Source organism: Hydrogenophaga sp. PBL-H3 (assembly GCF_010104355.1).
Lineage (GTDB): Bacteria > Pseudomonadota > Gammaproteobacteria > Burkholderiales > Burkholderiaceae_C > Hydrogenophaga.
The window spans coordinates 2,294,971-2,309,799 of sequence record NZ_CP044972.1; the positions used below are offsets into that span (position 1 = coordinate 2,294,971).

Below are 14,829 nucleotides of genomic sequence, written 5' to 3' on the forward strand. Positions count from 1 at the left end.
GCAGCGCAGCAAGTTCCTAGAATCGAACGATCGTTCTTTTTCAAGAAGAACATCACAGTCAACGCCCTCGGGGCACCCGTTTTCCGCCAACAACGAAGGAGATTCCATGACCGCTGAGTACCAGGTCCACGGCGATGTGGCCGTCATCACCATGAACAACCCGCCGGTCAACGGCCTGGGGCTCTCCACCCGCCAGGGCATTGCCGCCGGTCTGGAGAAGGCAGAAGCCGATCCGGCCGTGAAGTCCATCGTGATCACCGGTGCCGGCAAGGCGTTTTCGGGCGGTGCCGACATCCGTGAGTTCGGTTCCCCCAAGGCGCTGGCCGAACCCAACCTGCTCTCCGTCATCCTGGCGGTGGAAAACACCTCCAAGCCCGTCATCGCCGCCATCCACAGCGTGTGCATGGGCGGTGGCCTGGAGCTGGCCCTGGGCTGCCACTACCGCATTGCCGCACCCGGCACCAACGTGGCACTGCCCGAGGTGAAGCTGGGCCTGATCCCCGGTGCCGGCGGCACCCAGCGCCTGCCGCGCGCCCTGGGTGTGGAGCCCGCGCTCAACATGATCGTGAGCGGCGAACCGGTCAAGAGCGAGATGCTCGCCATGCTGCCGGGCCAGAAGCTGTTCGACAAGATGGCCGCATCGGCCGAGAGCCTGTCCGAGGAAGCCCTGGCCCTGGCGCGCGAGATGGCCGCCAAACACGCCGACGGCAGCGCACTGCCCAAGGTGCGCAACCTGCCATGCAAACACCCGCTGGGCGATGCGTACTTTGCCTTTGCGCGCAACATGGTCAAGGGCATGTCGAAGAACTTCCCCGCGCCCGCCAAGTGCGTGGACGCGGTGGAAGCCGCGACGAAAAAGAAGTTTGACGACGGCATGGCCTTCGAGCGCGAAATCTTCATCAACCTGATGTGGACGCCCGAGTGCCGTGCGCTGCGCCACCTGTTCACGGCCGAACGCGCCGCGAGCAAGATTCCCGACGTGCCGGAAGACACGCCCAAGCGCGAGATCGCCTCGGTCGCCGTCATCGGTGCGGGCACCATGGGTGGCGGCATCTCCATGAACTTTCTGAACGCCGGCATCCCGGTGAAGATCCTCGAGATGAAGCAGGACGCGCTGGACCGCGGCATCGCGACCATCCGCAAGAACTACGAAGCGCAAGTCAAGAAGGGCAAGCTCAAGCAGGACAAGTACGAGCAGCGCATGGCGCTCTTGAGCACCACGCTGAGCTATGACGACATCGGCTCGGCCGACCTGGTGATCGAGGCCGTGTTCGAAGAGATCGGCGTGAAGGAAGCGGTGTTCAAGGAGCTCGACCGCGTGATGAAGCCGGGCGCGATCCTGGCCAGCAATACCTCCACGCTGGACGTCAACAAGATTGCTTCGTTCACCCAGCGCCCACAAGACGTGGTGGGCCTGCACTTCTTCAGCCCGGCCAACGTGATGAAGCTGCTGGAAGTGGTGCGCGGCGAGAAGACCGCCAAGGACGTGATGGCCACCGTCATGACCGTGGCCAAGAAGATCAAGAAGACCGCGGTGGTCTCCGGCGTGTGCGACGGCTTCATCGGCAACCGCATGATCGAGCAGTACGGCCGCCAGGGCGGCTTCCTGCTCGACGAAGGCTGCACGCCCGAGCAGGTGGACAAGGCGATGGAGAAGTTCGGCATGGCCATGGGCCCGTTCCGCATGGGCGACCTGGCCGGCAACGACATCGGCTGGGCGATCCGCAAGCGCCGCTACCAGGAAAAGCCGGACATGAAGTACAGCAAGACCGCCGACCTGCTGTGTGAGAAGGGCCGCTACGGCCAGAAGACCGGCGCCGGCTGGTACGACTACGTGCCGGGCAAGCGCGACGCGATCCCGAACGCCGAGGTGGTGAAGATGATCGAGGACCACCGCAAGACGCTGGGCATCACACCGCGCAAGATTTCGGATGAGGAGATCGTGCAGCGCCTGGTGTACGCGCTGGTGAACGAGGCCGCGCACATCCTGGAAGAGGGCATTGCCAACAAGGCCAGCGACATCGACGTGGTCTACATCTTCGGCTACGGCTTCCCCGCGCACCGCGGCGGCCCGATGATTTACGCCGACACGGTGGGCCTGTTCAACGTGGTGCAGAGCATGAAGCGCTTTGCCAAGAATCCGCTGGACGACGCGAAATTCTGGGAGCCAGCGCCCTTGTTGGCCCGATTGGTCGCCGAAGGCAAGACCTTCAACGCCTGACCCCACAGCACAAGACCGAACAGGAGAACATTTCATGACCAACGCCGTCATCGTTTCCACCGCCCGCACCCCCCTGGCCAAGAGCTGGAAGGGCGCCTTCAACATGACCCACGGTGCCACCCTCGGTGGCCACGCGGTGCAGCACGCGGTTGCCCGCGCCGGCATCGAAGCCGCCGAAGTGGACGACGTCATCATGGGTTGCGCCAACCCCGAGGGCGCCACCGGCGCCAACATCGCGCGCCAGATCGCGCTGCGCGCCGGCCTGCCCATCACCACCTCGGGCATGACGGTCAACCGTTTCTGCTCGTCCGGCCTGCAGACCATCGCCATGGCCGCGCAACGCATCATCGCGGGCGAAGGCGATGTGTATGTGGCCGGTGGCGTGGAGAGCATCTCCTGCGTGCAGCAGGAAATGAACACCCACATGCTGGCCGACCCGTGGCTCGCGAAGAACAAGCCCGAGATCTACTGGAACATGCTGCAGACCGCTGAGCAGGTGGCCAAGCGCTACGGCATCGGCCGCGACGCCATGGACGAGTACGGCGCCGCCAGCCAGCAAAAGGCCACGGCAGCACTCGAAGCCGGCCTGTTCAAGGCCGAGATCGCCCCCATCACCGTGACCGCCGGCGTGGCCGACAAGGTCATGGGTCTGACGACCAAGCAGGTGACGGTGGAGAACGACGAAGGCATCCGCGCCGGCACCACGTTTGAAGGCATCCACGGCCTGCGCTCCGCGCTGCCGGGCGGCCTGGTCTCGGCCGGCAACGCCAGCCAGTTCAGCGACGGCGGCGGCGCCTGCGTGCTGATGAACGAAACCCTGGCCGAGAAGCGTGGCCTGACCCCGCTGGGCCGTTTCCTCGGCTTCGCGGTGGCGGGTTGCGAGCCTGACGAGATGGGCATCGGCCCGGTGTTCGCCATCCCCAAGGTGCTCGCGCGCCTGGGCCTCAAAGTGAGCGACATCGACCTGTGGGAACTCAACGAAGCCTTCGCGGTGCAGGTGATCTACTGCCGCGACAAGCTGGGCATTCCGGGCGACCGGCTCAACGTCAACGGCGGCGCCATTGCGGTGGGCCACCCCTACGGCGTGTCGGGCCAGCGCCTGACCGGCCACGCGCTGATCGAAGGCAAGCGCCGTGGCGCCAAACGTGTCGTGGTCACCATGTGCATCGGCGGCGGCATGGGCGCCGCTGGTGTGTTCGAAGTTCTTTGACACCGGGGCGCACCATGACTTTGCGCCCGACCGTCGACTTCCTGCTGCACGACTGGCTGCACGTCGAGACGCTGCAGCAGCGTGAGCGTTTCGCGGACCACAGCCGCGAAACGTTCGACGCGGTGCTCGACACCTGCGAGCGCATTGCGCGCGAGAAGTACGCACCGTTCAACCGGCTGGTGGACACACAAGAGCCGCACTTCGACGGCGAGCGCGTGATCCTGCCGCAGGCCACGCACGATGCGCAAAAGGCCTACGCGGCCTCGGGCATGCTGAGCGCCGCGCAGGACTACGAGGTGGGCGGCATGCAGCTGCCCTACACGGTGGAGGCTGCGGCCAACGCGTTCTTTGCCATGGCTTCGGTCAGCATCGGCAGCGGCATGCTCACCACCGGCAACGCCAACCTGCTCATGGTGCATGGCACCGACGCGCAGAAGCGGGTTTTTGCGCTCAACGAGTTCAGCGGCCGTTTCTCGGGGACCATGTGCCTGTCGGAGCCGCAGGCCGGCTCCAGCTTGAGCGACGTGTCCACCCGCGCCGTGCCCGACGGTGCCGACTTCGCCGACGATCCGCTGGGCCCGCGCTACCGGCTCAAGGGCAACAAGATGTGGATCTCGGCCGGCGAGCACGAGTTGACCGAGAACATCATCCACCTGGTGCTGGCCAAGATTCCGGATGAACACGGCAAGCTCGTGCCCGGCACGCGCGGCATCTCGCTGTTCATCGTGCCCAAGAAGATCGTGAACATCGCCGGTGAGTTGACCGGCGAGCGCAACGACGTGGCGCTGGCCGGGCTCAACCACAAATGCGGCTGGCGCGGCACCACCAACACGCTGCTGAACTTTGGCGAAGGCAAGTACCCGGTCGGCGGCGAGGCCGGTGCTGTCGGCTACCTCGTGGGGCAGGCGGGCAAGGGCCTGCACTGCATGTTCCACATGATGAACGAGGCCCGCATCGGCGTGGGCATGGCGGCCACCATGCTGGGCATGGCGGGTTATCTCGCGAGCCTGGACTACGCCAAAAACCGCCCGCAGGGCCGCCCCATGGGGCCGGCCGGCAAAGACCCCGCCCAGCCGCCCGTGCGCATCATTGAACACGCCGACGTGAAACGCATGCTGCTCGCGCAGAAGTCGTATTGCGAAGGTGCGTTGGCGCTGGAGCTGTACTGCGCGCGTCTGGTGGATGAGCAGCACACAGCCGAAGCGGCCGCGGCCGACGACGCGCGCTTGCTGCTCGAGGTGCTCACGCCCATTGCGAAAAGCTGGCCGAGCGAGTGGTGCCTGGAAGCGAACAGCCTGGCCATCCAGATCCATGGCGGCTATGGCTACACGCGTGACTTTCCGGTGGAGCAGTACTGGCGCGACAACCGCCTGAACATGATCCACGAGGGCACACACGGCATCCAGGCCATGGACCTGCTGGGCCGCAAGGTGCTGATGGAAGGTGGCAAGGGCCTCACGCTGCTGGCGGGGCGAATCAACGACACGATCCAGCGCGCCCTCCACGTGCCCGAGTTCGCCGCACACGCCAACGCGCTGGGCCTGGCGCTCGCGCAGGTGGGGGCCGCCACCCAGGCCGCGTGGTCCACGGGCGAGCCCACCGACGCGCTGGCCAACGCCGTGCCGTATCTGCAGGCCTTTGGCCACACGGTGCTGGCCTGGGTGTGGCTCGATGTGGCACTGGCCGCACACGGCGCGCCCGACTCGGCTGCGCGCACCGGGCGCCTCGCCGCCATGCGTTTCTTCTTCCACTACGAGCTGCCGAAGATCGGCGCCTGGCTGCAGGTGGTGAGCAGCCGCGACCAGACCTGCGCCGCGCTGCCCGAGGAGGCGTTCTGATGCTGCACCACATCGTGATGTGGAAGATCAAGGACCTGGGCGCCGAGGGCAACAAGGCCGCCAACATCGCCCAGGCCAAGGCCTTGCTCGATGCCTGTGCCCACCTGGTGCCCGGCATCGAGCGCTTTGACGTGGCCACGGCCCAGCCCGGCCTGGAGGGCACCTACGACCTGGTGCTCAACAGCAGCTTCACCGACCGCGCAGCGCTCGCGGCCTATCAGACACACCCTTCGCATGTGGCGCTGAAGCCTTTCATGAGAAAAGTGGTTCTCGAACGTCAGTGCATGGACTTCGAGACCTGAGCGTCTGACGCGCTGCCCCCATCCCGACCCTCCCCCAGCGGGGGAGGGAGCTTGAAACCAGGAGACATGAACATGACCCGAACCATCCACCAACTCTTCGACCTCAAGGGCAAGACCGCCCTCATCACCGGCGGCTCGCGCGGCCTGGGCCTGCAGATGGCCCATGCGCTGGGTGAAGCGGGCGCCCGCGTGGTGATCAGCTCTCGCAAGGCCGACGATCTGGAAGCCGCCACCGCCGAGCTGCAGGCCGCCAACATCGACGCCCGCTGGATCGCCGCTGATTGCTCGAAGGAAGAAGACATCCAGCGCCTGGCCGACGAGAGCTTGCAGCGCCTGGGCGACATCGACATCCTGATCAACAACGCTGGCGCCGCCTGGGGCGCGCCCGCCGAAGACCACCCGGTGGACGCGTGGGACAAGGTGATGAACCTCAACGTGCGCAGCTACTTCATCCTGAGCCAGATCGTGGCCAAGCGCAGCATGATCGCGCGCAAAAGCGGCAGCATCATCAACACCGCATCGATTGCCGGCCTGGGTGGCAACCCGCGCGACATGAAGACCATTGCCTACAACACCTCCAAGGGTGCGGTGATCAACTTCACCCGCGCACTGGCCGCCGAGTGGGGCGCACACGGCATCCGCGTCAACGCGATCTGCCCCGGCTTCTTCCCCAGCAAGATGACCATGGGCACGCTCAAGGCCATGGGCGAGGAGCGACTGGCCGCGCACGCGCCCTTGGGCCGCCTGGGCGACGACGAAGACCTGAAAGGCCTGACCTTGCTGTACGCAAGCGATGCCGGCAAACACATCACCGGCCAGTGGCTGGCGGTCGACGGTGGTGTGTCCATCATCACCGGAGGCTGAGCAGTTCATGGAGTTTTCCGTTCGCATCCCCTTCGTCGAACTGCTCGGCTTCGAACTGCAACAGTTCGAAGGCGGCGAGGCGGAGATCGGCTTCAAGCCTTCCGATGACCACCTGAATTCCTTCGACGTGGTGCACGGCGGTGCGAGCATGACGCTGCTCGACGTGGTGATGGCGCACGCAGCGCGCTCGGTGCAGCCCGACATGGGCTGCGTGACCATCGAGATGAAGACCAGCTTCATGCGCGCAGCCAAGGGGCCGCTCACTGCCAAAGGCAAGCTGCTGCACCGCACTGCCACCATGGCTTTCACCGAAGGCAGCATTTTTGACGCAGCGGGCAAGCTCTGCGCGCACGCCACCGGCACCTTCAAATTCGTCGCCCGGCTGCCGGTGGGCGCGGGCAGCGTCCAGCCCTTCAACCGCATTTCCACCGACTGATTTCCAAGGAGACACACCATGCCCACCAACCACCAGATCGTTCTCGACAACCGTCCCCAGGGCGAAGCCACCGTCGACAACTTCAAGCTCGTCACCATCGACACACCTGCGCTCAAGGACGGCCAGGTGCTGGTGCGTCACCACTTCCTGAGCCTGGACCCGTACATGCGCGGGCGCATGAACGACAGCAAGAGCTACGCGGCTTCGCAGCCGCTGGGCGAGGTCATGATCGGCGGCACCGTGGGCGAGGTGGTCGAGTCCATGCACCCCAAGTTCAAGGCCGGTGACCAGGTCGTGGGCATGGGCGGCTGGCAGGAGTTCAGCGTGGTCGACGCCAACCAGGTCGGTGCCCTGCGCAAGGTCGACACCACGCATGTGCCGCTGTCGTATTACCTGGGTGCGGTCGGCATGCCCGGCGTGACCGCCTGGTACGGCCTGGTGAAGATCATCAACCCCAAGCCTGGCGACACCGTGGTGGTGAGCGCGGCCACCGGGGCGGTGGGCAGCGCCTTCGGTGCGCTGGCCAAGGCGCGCGGTTGCCGCGCGGTGGGCATCGCCGGCGGGCCCGACAAGTGCAAGTACGCGGTGGAAGAGCTCGGCTTTGACGCCTGCATCGACTACAAGCTGCACAAGGACGCTTACTCGTTGGCCAAAGCCTTGAAAGACGTGTGCCCCAAGGGCATCGACGGCTATTTCGAAAACGTCGGTGGCATGGTGCTGGATGCCGTGCTTCTGCGCATGAACGCCTTCGGCCGCATCGCCGTGTGCGGAATGATCGCCGGCTACGACGGCCAGCCACTGCCGCTGACCAACCCCGCGCTGATCCTGGTGAACCGTCTGAAGATCGAAGGCTTCATCGTCAGCGAGCACATGGAAGTCTGGCCCGAGGCCCTCGCCGAGCTGGGCACGCTGGTGGCCACCGGCAAACTGCGCCCGCGCGAAACCGTGGCCGAGGGTCTTGCCGCTGCACCCGAAGCTTTCATGGGGCTGCTCAAGGGCAAGAACTTCGGCAAACAACTCGTCAAGCTGATCTGACCACCAGGAGGCCGGCATGGTGACCACGCACGAAGTGTTCAACCAGCCCGCGCCGCTGGTCGACACCAACCTGTTCAGCGCCAACCGGGCCATGCAGGCCGCGCTGGCGTTCAACGCGCCTGCACTGGACACGGCGCCGCTGCAGGCGCTGGGCGCCATTGTGGGCAGCGGCGAGATGCAGGCGCACGCGCGGCTGGCCAATGTGCACACGCCGCAGCTCAAGACGCACAACCGGTTTGGGCAGCGGGTGGACCAGGTGGAGTTTCATCCGAGTTATCACGCGTTGATGAAAGAAGCGGTGGCGGCCGGTCTGCACGGTACGGCCTTTTCCGCCGAGCAGCAGGCCACCGGGCATGCCCACCAGTTGCGTGCTGCCGGATTCATGCTGTTCACCGAGCTGGAGCCTTCCATCCTCTGCCCCATTTCCATGAGCTACGCCGTCGCCCCGGCGCTCAAGGACAACGAGGCCATCTACAACGAGTGGGCACCCGGCCTCACCAGCCGCGCCTACGACCCGACCCTCAAGGTCTGGCGCGACAAGGTCGGCCTGACCATGGGCATGGGCATGACCGAGAAGCAGGGCGGCTCCGACGTGCGCGCGAACACCACGCGCGCAGAGCCCACCGGCACAGACCACTGGGGCCAGCGTTTCAGCGTCACCGGCCACAAGTGGTTCTTCTCCGCGCCCATGTGCGACGCCTTCCTGATCCTGGCGCAGACCACCAATGGCCTGAGCTGCCTGTTCCTGCCGCGCGTGTTGCCCGACGGTTCGATGAACCAGCTCTTCATCCAGCGCCTGAAGGACAAGCTGGGCAACAAGGCCAACGCGAGCTCCGAGGTGGAGTTCGTGGGCGCCAGTGCCTGGCTGGTGGGCGAGGAGGGCCGGGGCATTCCGCAGATCCTGGCCATGGGCACCATGACGCGGCTCGATTGCGCTCTGGGCACCAGCGGCCTGATGCGCCAGGCGCTGAGCATTGCGCTCAACCACACGGCACAGCGCAAGGCGTTCGGCAAGATGCTGATCGACCAGCCGCTGATGAAAAACGTGCTGGCCGACCTGGCGCTGGAATCGGAGGCCGCGACCGCACTGGCACTGCGCCTGGCGCGCAGTTTCGACCGCCCCGGCGATGCCCACGAACAGGTGATGAACCGCCTGCTCACGCCGGTGGCCAAGTTCTGGATCTGCAAGCGCGGCAGCCACTTTGCACAGGAAACCATGGAGTGCCTGGGTGGCAACGGCTATGTGGAAGAGGGCGGCGAGGGCGTGATGGCGCGCATCTACCGCGAGATGCCGCTCAACAGCATCTGGGAGGGCGCGGGCAACATCATGGCCATCGACCTGCTGCGCGCCTTGCGCAAGGCCGACGCCGCCGCCGCACTGGCACACGAACTGGCCCCGGCACGCGGCATGCACCCGGCGCTGGACCGGCTCGCCGCGCAACTGCCGATCCGCGTGGAAGAAATGGCCACCGAGATGGAGGCGCGCCGCCTGGCGCAAGACGTGGCCCTGGCCGTGCAGGCCGCGCTGCTCGCGCAGACCGCGCCATCTGCCGTGTTCGGTGCCTTCTGTGATTCGCGCATTGGCGGTGAGTGGGGTCACAGCTTCGGCTCGCTGGGCGCCGGTGTCGACTTCGACGCCATACTCAACCGCGCCATGCCGCACTGAACAACAACGAACCTGGAGACACCATGCCCGACCTCATCCTGCACCACTACCCCACGTCGCCGTTTTCGGAAAAGGTGCGCCTGATCCTGGGCCACAAGAAGCTCAGCTGGCAGAGTGTGAATATCCCGCGCATCATGCCCAAGCCCGACGTGATCACCCTCACCGGCGGCTACCGCCGCACGCCGTTCCTGCAGATCGGCGCCGATATCTATTGCGACACCGCGCTCATCTGCGACGTGCTCGAACACCACCAGCCCGAGCCCACGCTCTACCCCGAACACCTCAAAGGCATGGCGCGCGTTTTGTCCCAGTGGGCCGACAGCACGCTGTTCTGGGCCGCCATGGGCTACAGCCTCAGCCCCAAAGGCGCGGCGGCGCTGTTTGCCGGCCAGCCGCCCGAAGCCGCACAGGCCTTCGCGGCCGACCGCGGTGCCATGCGTGGCGGCATGACCAGCCTGCGCCCGGGCGACGCAAGCTCCGCCTACAAGAGCTACCTGCGCCGCCTTTCGACCATGGTGGAAATGCACCCCTTCCTGCTGGGTGATGCACCCTGCGTGGCCGACTTCGCGGCCTACCACCCACTGTGGTTCAGCCGCGTGGTCAACCCCGCCATGGCCGGCATCCTGGACGCAACGCCGCACGTCATTGAATGGATGGACCGCATGGCCGCCATCGGCCACGGCCACTTGAGCAAACTCACGTCCACCGATGCCATCGCCATCGCCGCTGCCGCCCAGCCCGCGCCCCACACCGACGACACCTTCCAGGACGACCACGGCATCGCGCTGGGCAGCCGCGTGACCATCAGCGCCGAGACGTTTGGGCAAGAGCCCACCGAGGGCATCTTGCGCGCGGCCACCCGAACCCGCTACACGCTGGAGCGCACCGATGATCGCGCCGGGCTGCTGCACGTGCATTTCCCACGCATTGGTTTTGTGCTGAGGGAAGTGCGCGCTTGAGCCCCACCCCCCAGACCTGGCGCTGCCTGCCGTTTGATGCCCTGCATGCCCGCACGCTCTATGCCCTGCTGCAATTGCGCACCGAAGTGTTCGTGATGGAGCAGCACTGCGTGTTCCAGGACATGGACGGGGCCGACGCGCAGTGCTTTCACCTGTTGGGCGAAGGAGCCCGGGGGCTCGAAGCCTATGCCCGCCTGGTGCCGGCAGGCTTGAAGTTCAACGAAGCCAGCATTGGCCGCGTGGTCACGCTGCCGGCGGCGCGCGGTGGCGGCCTGGGCCATGTGCTCATGCGCGAGGCAGTGCGGGCGCTGCACGGCCTGTGGGGGATGCAGCCCATCCGCATCGGCGCGCAGGCGCACCTGCAACCCTTCTACCGACAGCATGGTTTTGAGCCGTCGGGCCCGATGTACATCGAGGACGGCATCGACCACATCGAAATGCTGCGCCCCGCCTGATTGTTGACACACCCACAGAGGAGACAGACATGATTCAAGACTTCAAAGACAAGACCGCCGTGCTCACCGGCGCGGGCTCGGGCTTCGGCCTGGAGTGCGCGCGCATTGGCGCCAGGCTGGGCATGAACCTCGTGCTGGTCGACGTGCAGCAGGACGCGCTGGACAAGGCCACGGCCGAGATCAGTGCCACCGGCGTGAGGGTGCTTGCGCGCAAGGTGGACGTCGCGGACCAGGCGCAGATGGAGGCGCTGGCCGCCGACGTGGAGAAGACCTTCGGAGCACCGCATTTCGTGTTCAACAACGCGGGTGTGGGCTCGGGCGGCCTGATCTGGGAGAACTCGGTGAAGGACTGGGAGTGGGTGCTGGGCGTGAACCTCTGGGGCGTGGTGCACGGCGTTCGCCTGTTCACCCCCATGATGCTGGCCGCCGCAAAGAAAGACCCGGCCTGGCGCGGCCACATCGTGAACACCGCCAGCATGGCCGGCCTGCTCACGCCTCCCAACATGGGCATCTACAACGTGAGCAAGCACGCCGTGGTGAGCCTGACCGAGACCCTGTACCAGGACCTGAAGCTGGTAAGCGACCAGGTGAGCGCGAGCGTGCTCTGCCCGTACTTCGTGCCCACCGGCATCAGCCAGAGCCACCGCAACAAGCCGGCCGAACTGGCCGATGAGAAAGCCACCCAGAGCCAGCTGATTGGCCAGGCCATGAGCGACAAGGCGGTGAGCTCGGGCAAGGTCACGGCGGCCGAGGTGGCGCAGCTGGTGTTTGACGCCATCACGGCCGACCGCTTTTATATCTTCAGCCACCCGCGCGCACTGGGGAATGTACGCGCCCGCATGGAAGGCATCGTGAACCAGACCAACCCGGCGGACCCGTTCGCCGAGCGGCCCGAAATCGGGGTACAGCTTCGGTCTGCACTTCGAAGCTGAGCGCCGACACTGCCCACCCGACAAGCCGCTTTCAGCGGCTTTTTTTCGCCCGTCGCTGGCGTGACGGTTGGTCGGACGCCATGGGTACCCACAGACAGAGGTTTTGCACAAATGAATACTAAAAGCTAAGCATTTGTGGGCGAAGGCGTTGCATTTGCGCCCTCTGTCCATGCCTCGCATGTACTACTTCGTACTGAGAAATGTGTTGGTTGTCACGCTTCTTCTAACAAAAAGAACGATTTCGGGCGTTTCGTGTAACAAGGCAGGGCTAGTTGCTTGCATCTGGTTACGAAGTCATCACAATTCATTCGTGGCTGGCGATATTTTGTTACTCACGTAACTGAACGTATCCACGGGGGTGGGGTTCCAGCAAGCCATCAGCCACTGGTTGCTCATGGGGGGTGACCGGTGAATCAACTTAGTCAAGGAGTTAATCATGGACAAATTTCTGAATGCGACGCGCCGTTTCCTGCGTGATGAAGAGGGTGTGACGGCGATTGAATACGGCCTGATTGCGGCGCTGATTGCGGTGGTGATCATTGCCGGTGCTGCCCTGGTTGGTACCAATCTGAACACCCTGTTCGGCAACATTGCTGCTTGCTTGAGCAATCCGTCCGCAACTTGCTTTCCGTAAGCCCATGACGAGAAGGGGCTTGTGCCCCTTCCCCTTTTGACACGGAGGTCGAAATGGCATTTCAAGTGACGCCAGCGAGCAGCCAGAAGGAAATCGGTGTGACCTCCATCGAGTACGCGCTCATGGCCGCATTGATAGCGCTGGCCGCGATTGTCGGTTTTTCGCTGTTGGGCGGATCGCAGGGGGCTGGATGGGATGCATGGAGCGCCAAGGTGGTCGAGGCGGTAGCCGGCGATTGAAACCTGAAACGTCAACGCGTTTGGTACTCCACCTGCCTGGGTTTCGCGCAGGTTAGCCAGTTGGAGTGAAGAAAGGAGGTGCAGAGATGAACGTACAACTACAAATACAAGTTTCTTCATGGCAGCTAATTGCTTCGTGCATTCTTGCGATCGCGCTGCTTGTTGCGATTGCCTTTGATGCCCGCGCTCGCCGTATTCCCAATTTCCTGGTGTTGACAGTCCTGATCGCCGGACTGCTGCTCAATGCCGTGGGTCCGCAGCCTTTCCGGGTGAACGACGGACTTTTCTCACTCACACCAGGTGCCTTGGGTTTTGCCGGCAGCCTGCTTGGCGGGTTGGTCGCATTGATGGCCTTTCTTCCCATGTACGCCCTTCGCGCCCTGGGCGCAGGCGACGTGAAGCTGCTCGCTGGTGTGGGCGCCTTTGCCGGCACCGCGGCCTTTCTCAACATCGCCCTGTGGGTACTCCTGGCAGGTGGTGTGCTGGCCCTGGCGCGCATGGCCGTTGTGGGTCATCCCCGGCTCTTGTTGAACAACATGGCCGCCGTGATGACGGGGCAGTTCAAACCCGCGCAAACCCTCTGGCGCATGCCTTACGCCGTGGCCATCGCCATGGGCGTCGCCGCGCACGCTGCGTGGGTGTTCTCGGGGCGCACCCCGATCCTGAATTTCTGAGGCCCACACCATGCTGGACACTACCCGCATCCCGGTCTCCACGCTGCTGAAGTCGGAACCTACCGACACGCTCGTTGATGTCTCCGACATTGCGGGTCTGCCGGCTTCGTTTCTATCCGACCTGGCCTTGCGCCATCTCGGACGCAAGGGTGAGCTCAAGCTGTTCGCGCTGGCGCAGGCACTCGGTCTGCCGGTGCCGCTGGTGGACGGGCTGCTGCACCAAATGCGCAGCCTGGCGTTGGTGGAGGTGCCGCGCCGCGGCACGCTGGACGGCGACATCAGCTACGTGCTCACCGATGCCGGCCACCGCCTGGCGCGCCTGGCCTTCGAGAAATGCCATTACGTGGGCCCCGCACCGGTGCCGCTCAACGACTACATCGCCCAGGTGAAAGAGCAGGGCCAGCACCTTGCGCCGGTGCGGGCCGAAAGGCTGCAGCAGGTGCTGGGCGACATGGTGGTCGACCCAGCGCTGTTGCCCACGCTGGGCAGTGCGCTCAACTCGGGCAAGGCCATTTACCTGTTTGGCGACAGCGGCACCGGCAAGACCTACCTGGCCGAACACCTGGTGCGCACGCTGGAGGGCCACATCTGGGTGCCGCACGCGGTCTATGTGGACGGTGAGGTGATCACGGTGTTCGACCCCATCGTGCACAAGCGTGTGACGCTGGCGCCCGTGCCCGACCGCGCCCTGGTGCGCGACCTCTCCAGCGACGGTCGCTGGGTGCGCACCGAGCGCCCCGTGGTGATTGCTGGCGGTGAACTCACGCTGGACACGCTGGACCTCGAATTTGATGCCAGCAGCCGCCTGCACATTGCGCCGCCGCAGATGAAAGCCAACAACGGCATCTTCGTGGTGGACGACCTGGGACGCCAGCGCGTGAGCCCGCGCGACCTCATGAACCGCTGGATCGTGCCGCTGGACCGGCACGTGGACTACCTCACCCTGAACACCGGCACCAAATTCTCGGTGCCGTTCGATGTACGGGTGATCTTCTCGTCGAACCTCTCGCCTGACGAGCTGGTGGACCCCGCCTTTGCGCGCCGGCTGGGCTACAAGCTGCGCATCCACGCACTGGACGCCGCCAGCTACCGCACCGTGGTGGCCCAGGCCTGCCTGCGCAGCGGCGTGCCGGAAGACTTGCGCGCCATCGATCACCTCATCAACACATTGCACCCATGCGATGACACCCCGTACTACCCCTGCATCCCGTTCGACGTGATCAGCAAGATCGCCGACCTCGACCGCTACCTCGGCGAGCCTGCTCGCATGACCTGCGAGCGGCTGGACTGGGCATGGAACGCGTATTTCGGACTGGAGGACCGGATCCCCCGGACTCTGGTCAACAACATTTCAGGAGAGTGAC

15 protein-coding genes are annotated in these 14,829 nt (G+C 65.0%); all 15 read left to right on the plus strand.

Annotated elements, in window-relative coordinates; all coding sequences use genetic code 11:
• Window positions 1-106 precede the first annotated feature (106 nt).
• The 15 genes from F9Z44_RS10685 to F9Z44_RS10755 all read left to right on the plus strand — a co-directional run bounded on the left by F9Z44_RS10685 (window position 107) and on the right by F9Z44_RS10755 (window position 14,828).
• On the plus strand, window positions 107-2,221 hold the full coding sequence (locus tag F9Z44_RS10685) for a 3-hydroxyacyl-CoA dehydrogenase NAD-binding domain-containing protein (protein ID WP_159605962.1): 2,115 nt from the start codon (window positions 107-109) through the stop codon (window positions 2,219-2,221).
• A gap of 34 nt (window positions 2,222-2,255) precedes the next feature.
• Entirely contained in the window at window positions 2,256-3,431 is a 1,176-nt protein-coding gene (locus F9Z44_RS10690; RefSeq protein WP_159605963.1) for an acetyl-CoA C-acyltransferase, read from the plus strand.
• Between the two features lie 14 nt (window positions 3,432-3,445).
• The gene (locus tag F9Z44_RS10695) at window positions 3,446-5,269 is read left to right on the plus strand and encodes an acyl-CoA dehydrogenase (RefSeq protein WP_159605964.1); all 1,824 of its coding nucleotides are present in this window, start codon (window positions 3,446-3,448) and stop codon (window positions 5,267-5,269) included.
• Window positions 5,269-5,571, plus strand: a complete 303-nt coding sequence (locus F9Z44_RS10700) for a Dabb family protein (RefSeq protein ID WP_159605966.1) — start codon at window positions 5,269-5,271, stop codon at window positions 5,569-5,571. Before F9Z44_RS10695 ends, F9Z44_RS10700 begins: the two co-directional genes overlap by 1 nt.
• Before the next feature lie 72 nt (window positions 5,572-5,643).
• A complete protein-coding gene (locus tag F9Z44_RS10705) occupies window positions 5,644-6,435 on the plus strand; it encodes an SDR family oxidoreductase (RefSeq protein WP_159605968.1) in 792 nt (263 codons plus the stop codon).
• Between the two features lie 7 nt (window positions 6,436-6,442).
• Window positions 6,443-6,871: a PaaI family thioesterase gene (locus tag F9Z44_RS10710; protein ID WP_159605970.1), complete on the plus strand. Its 429-nt coding sequence runs from the start codon at window positions 6,443-6,445 to the stop codon at window positions 6,869-6,871.
• Between the two features lie 18 nt (window positions 6,872-6,889).
• Window positions 6,890-7,906: an NADP-dependent oxidoreductase gene (locus F9Z44_RS10715; protein ID WP_159605972.1), complete on the plus strand. Its 1,017-nt coding sequence runs from the start codon at window positions 6,890-6,892 to the stop codon at window positions 7,904-7,906.
• 16 nt (window positions 7,907-7,922) lie between these two features.
• Window positions 7,923-9,572, plus strand: a complete 1,650-nt coding sequence (locus tag F9Z44_RS10720; RefSeq protein ID WP_159605974.1) for an isovaleryl-CoA dehydrogenase — start codon at window positions 7,923-7,925, stop codon at window positions 9,570-9,572.
• Between the two features lie 23 nt (window positions 9,573-9,595).
• Window positions 9,596-10,531: a glutathione S-transferase family protein gene (locus F9Z44_RS10725; RefSeq protein WP_159605976.1), complete on the plus strand. Its 936-nt coding sequence runs from the start codon at window positions 9,596-9,598 to the stop codon at window positions 10,529-10,531.
• Window positions 10,528-10,986, plus strand: coding sequence for a GNAT family N-acetyltransferase (locus F9Z44_RS10730; RefSeq protein WP_236574098.1), 459 nt, complete (start codon window positions 10,528-10,530; stop codon window positions 10,984-10,986). The genes F9Z44_RS10725 and F9Z44_RS10730 overlap by 4 nt, the downstream gene beginning before the upstream one ends.
• A 29-nt stretch (window positions 10,987-11,015) precedes the next feature.
• A complete protein-coding gene (locus tag F9Z44_RS10735; RefSeq protein WP_159605978.1) occupies window positions 11,016-11,918 on the plus strand; it encodes an SDR family oxidoreductase in 903 nt (300 codons plus the stop codon).
• Window positions 11,919-12,354: 436 nt separating this feature from the next.
• Complete coding sequence (locus F9Z44_RS10740) at window positions 12,355-12,552, plus strand: Flp family type IVb pilin (RefSeq protein ID WP_159605980.1); 198 nt, start codon at window positions 12,355-12,357, stop codon at window positions 12,550-12,552.
• Between the two features lie 53 nt (window positions 12,553-12,605).
• Entirely contained in the window at window positions 12,606-12,791 is a 186-nt protein-coding gene (locus tag F9Z44_RS10745; RefSeq protein WP_159605982.1) for a Flp family type IVb pilin, read from the plus strand.
• A gap of 86 nt (window positions 12,792-12,877) precedes the next feature.
• Complete coding sequence (locus tag F9Z44_RS10750; protein ID WP_159605984.1) at window positions 12,878-13,465, plus strand: A24 family peptidase; 588 nt, start codon at window positions 12,878-12,880, stop codon at window positions 13,463-13,465.
• A 10-nt stretch (window positions 13,466-13,475) separates the two neighbouring features.
• Window positions 13,476-14,828, plus strand: a complete 1,353-nt coding sequence (locus tag F9Z44_RS10755; RefSeq protein ID WP_159605986.1) for an ATP-binding protein — start codon at window positions 13,476-13,478, stop codon at window positions 14,826-14,828.
• Window position 14,829: the final 1 nt, after the last annotated feature.

What these genes read in the sequence shown, in the direction of transcription:
- F9Z44_RS10685 (WP_159605962.1), top strand. Translation starts at nt 107, where the DNA reads ATGACCGCTGAGTACCAGGTCCACGGCGATGTGGCCGTCATCACCATG.
- F9Z44_RS10690 (WP_159605963.1), top strand. Translation starts at nt 2,256, where the DNA reads ATGACCAACGCCGTCATCGTTTCCACCGCCCGCACCCCCCTGGCCAAG.
- F9Z44_RS10695 (WP_159605964.1), top strand. Translation starts at nt 3,446, where the DNA reads ATGACTTTGCGCCCGACCGTCGACTTCCTGCTGCACGACTGGCTGCAC.
- F9Z44_RS10700 (WP_159605966.1), top strand. Translation starts at nt 5,269, where the DNA reads ATGCTGCACCACATCGTGATGTGGAAGATCAAGGACCTGGGCGCCGAG.
- F9Z44_RS10705 (WP_159605968.1), top strand. Translation starts at nt 5,644, where the DNA reads ATGACCCGAACCATCCACCAACTCTTCGACCTCAAGGGCAAGACCGCC.
- F9Z44_RS10710 (WP_159605970.1), top strand. Translation starts at nt 6,443, where the DNA reads ATGGAGTTTTCCGTTCGCATCCCCTTCGTCGAACTGCTCGGCTTCGAA.
- F9Z44_RS10715 (WP_159605972.1), top strand. Translation starts at nt 6,890, where the DNA reads ATGCCCACCAACCACCAGATCGTTCTCGACAACCGTCCCCAGGGCGAA.
- F9Z44_RS10720 (WP_159605974.1), top strand. Translation starts at nt 7,923, where the DNA reads ATGGTGACCACGCACGAAGTGTTCAACCAGCCCGCGCCGCTGGTCGAC.
- F9Z44_RS10725 (WP_159605976.1), top strand. Translation starts at nt 9,596, where the DNA reads ATGCCCGACCTCATCCTGCACCACTACCCCACGTCGCCGTTTTCGGAA.
- F9Z44_RS10735 (WP_159605978.1), top strand. Translation starts at nt 11,016, where the DNA reads ATGATTCAAGACTTCAAAGACAAGACCGCCGTGCTCACCGGCGCGGGC.
- F9Z44_RS10740 (WP_159605980.1), top strand. Translation starts at nt 12,355, where the DNA reads ATGGACAAATTTCTGAATGCGACGCGCCGTTTCCTGCGTGATGAAGAG.
- F9Z44_RS10745 (WP_159605982.1), top strand. Translation starts at nt 12,606, where the DNA reads ATGGCATTTCAAGTGACGCCAGCGAGCAGCCAGAAGGAAATCGGTGTG.
- F9Z44_RS10750 (WP_159605984.1), top strand. Translation starts at nt 12,878, where the DNA reads ATGAACGTACAACTACAAATACAAGTTTCTTCATGGCAGCTAATTGCT.
- F9Z44_RS10755 (WP_159605986.1), top strand. Translation starts at nt 13,476, where the DNA reads ATGCTGGACACTACCCGCATCCCGGTCTCCACGCTGCTGAAGTCGGAA.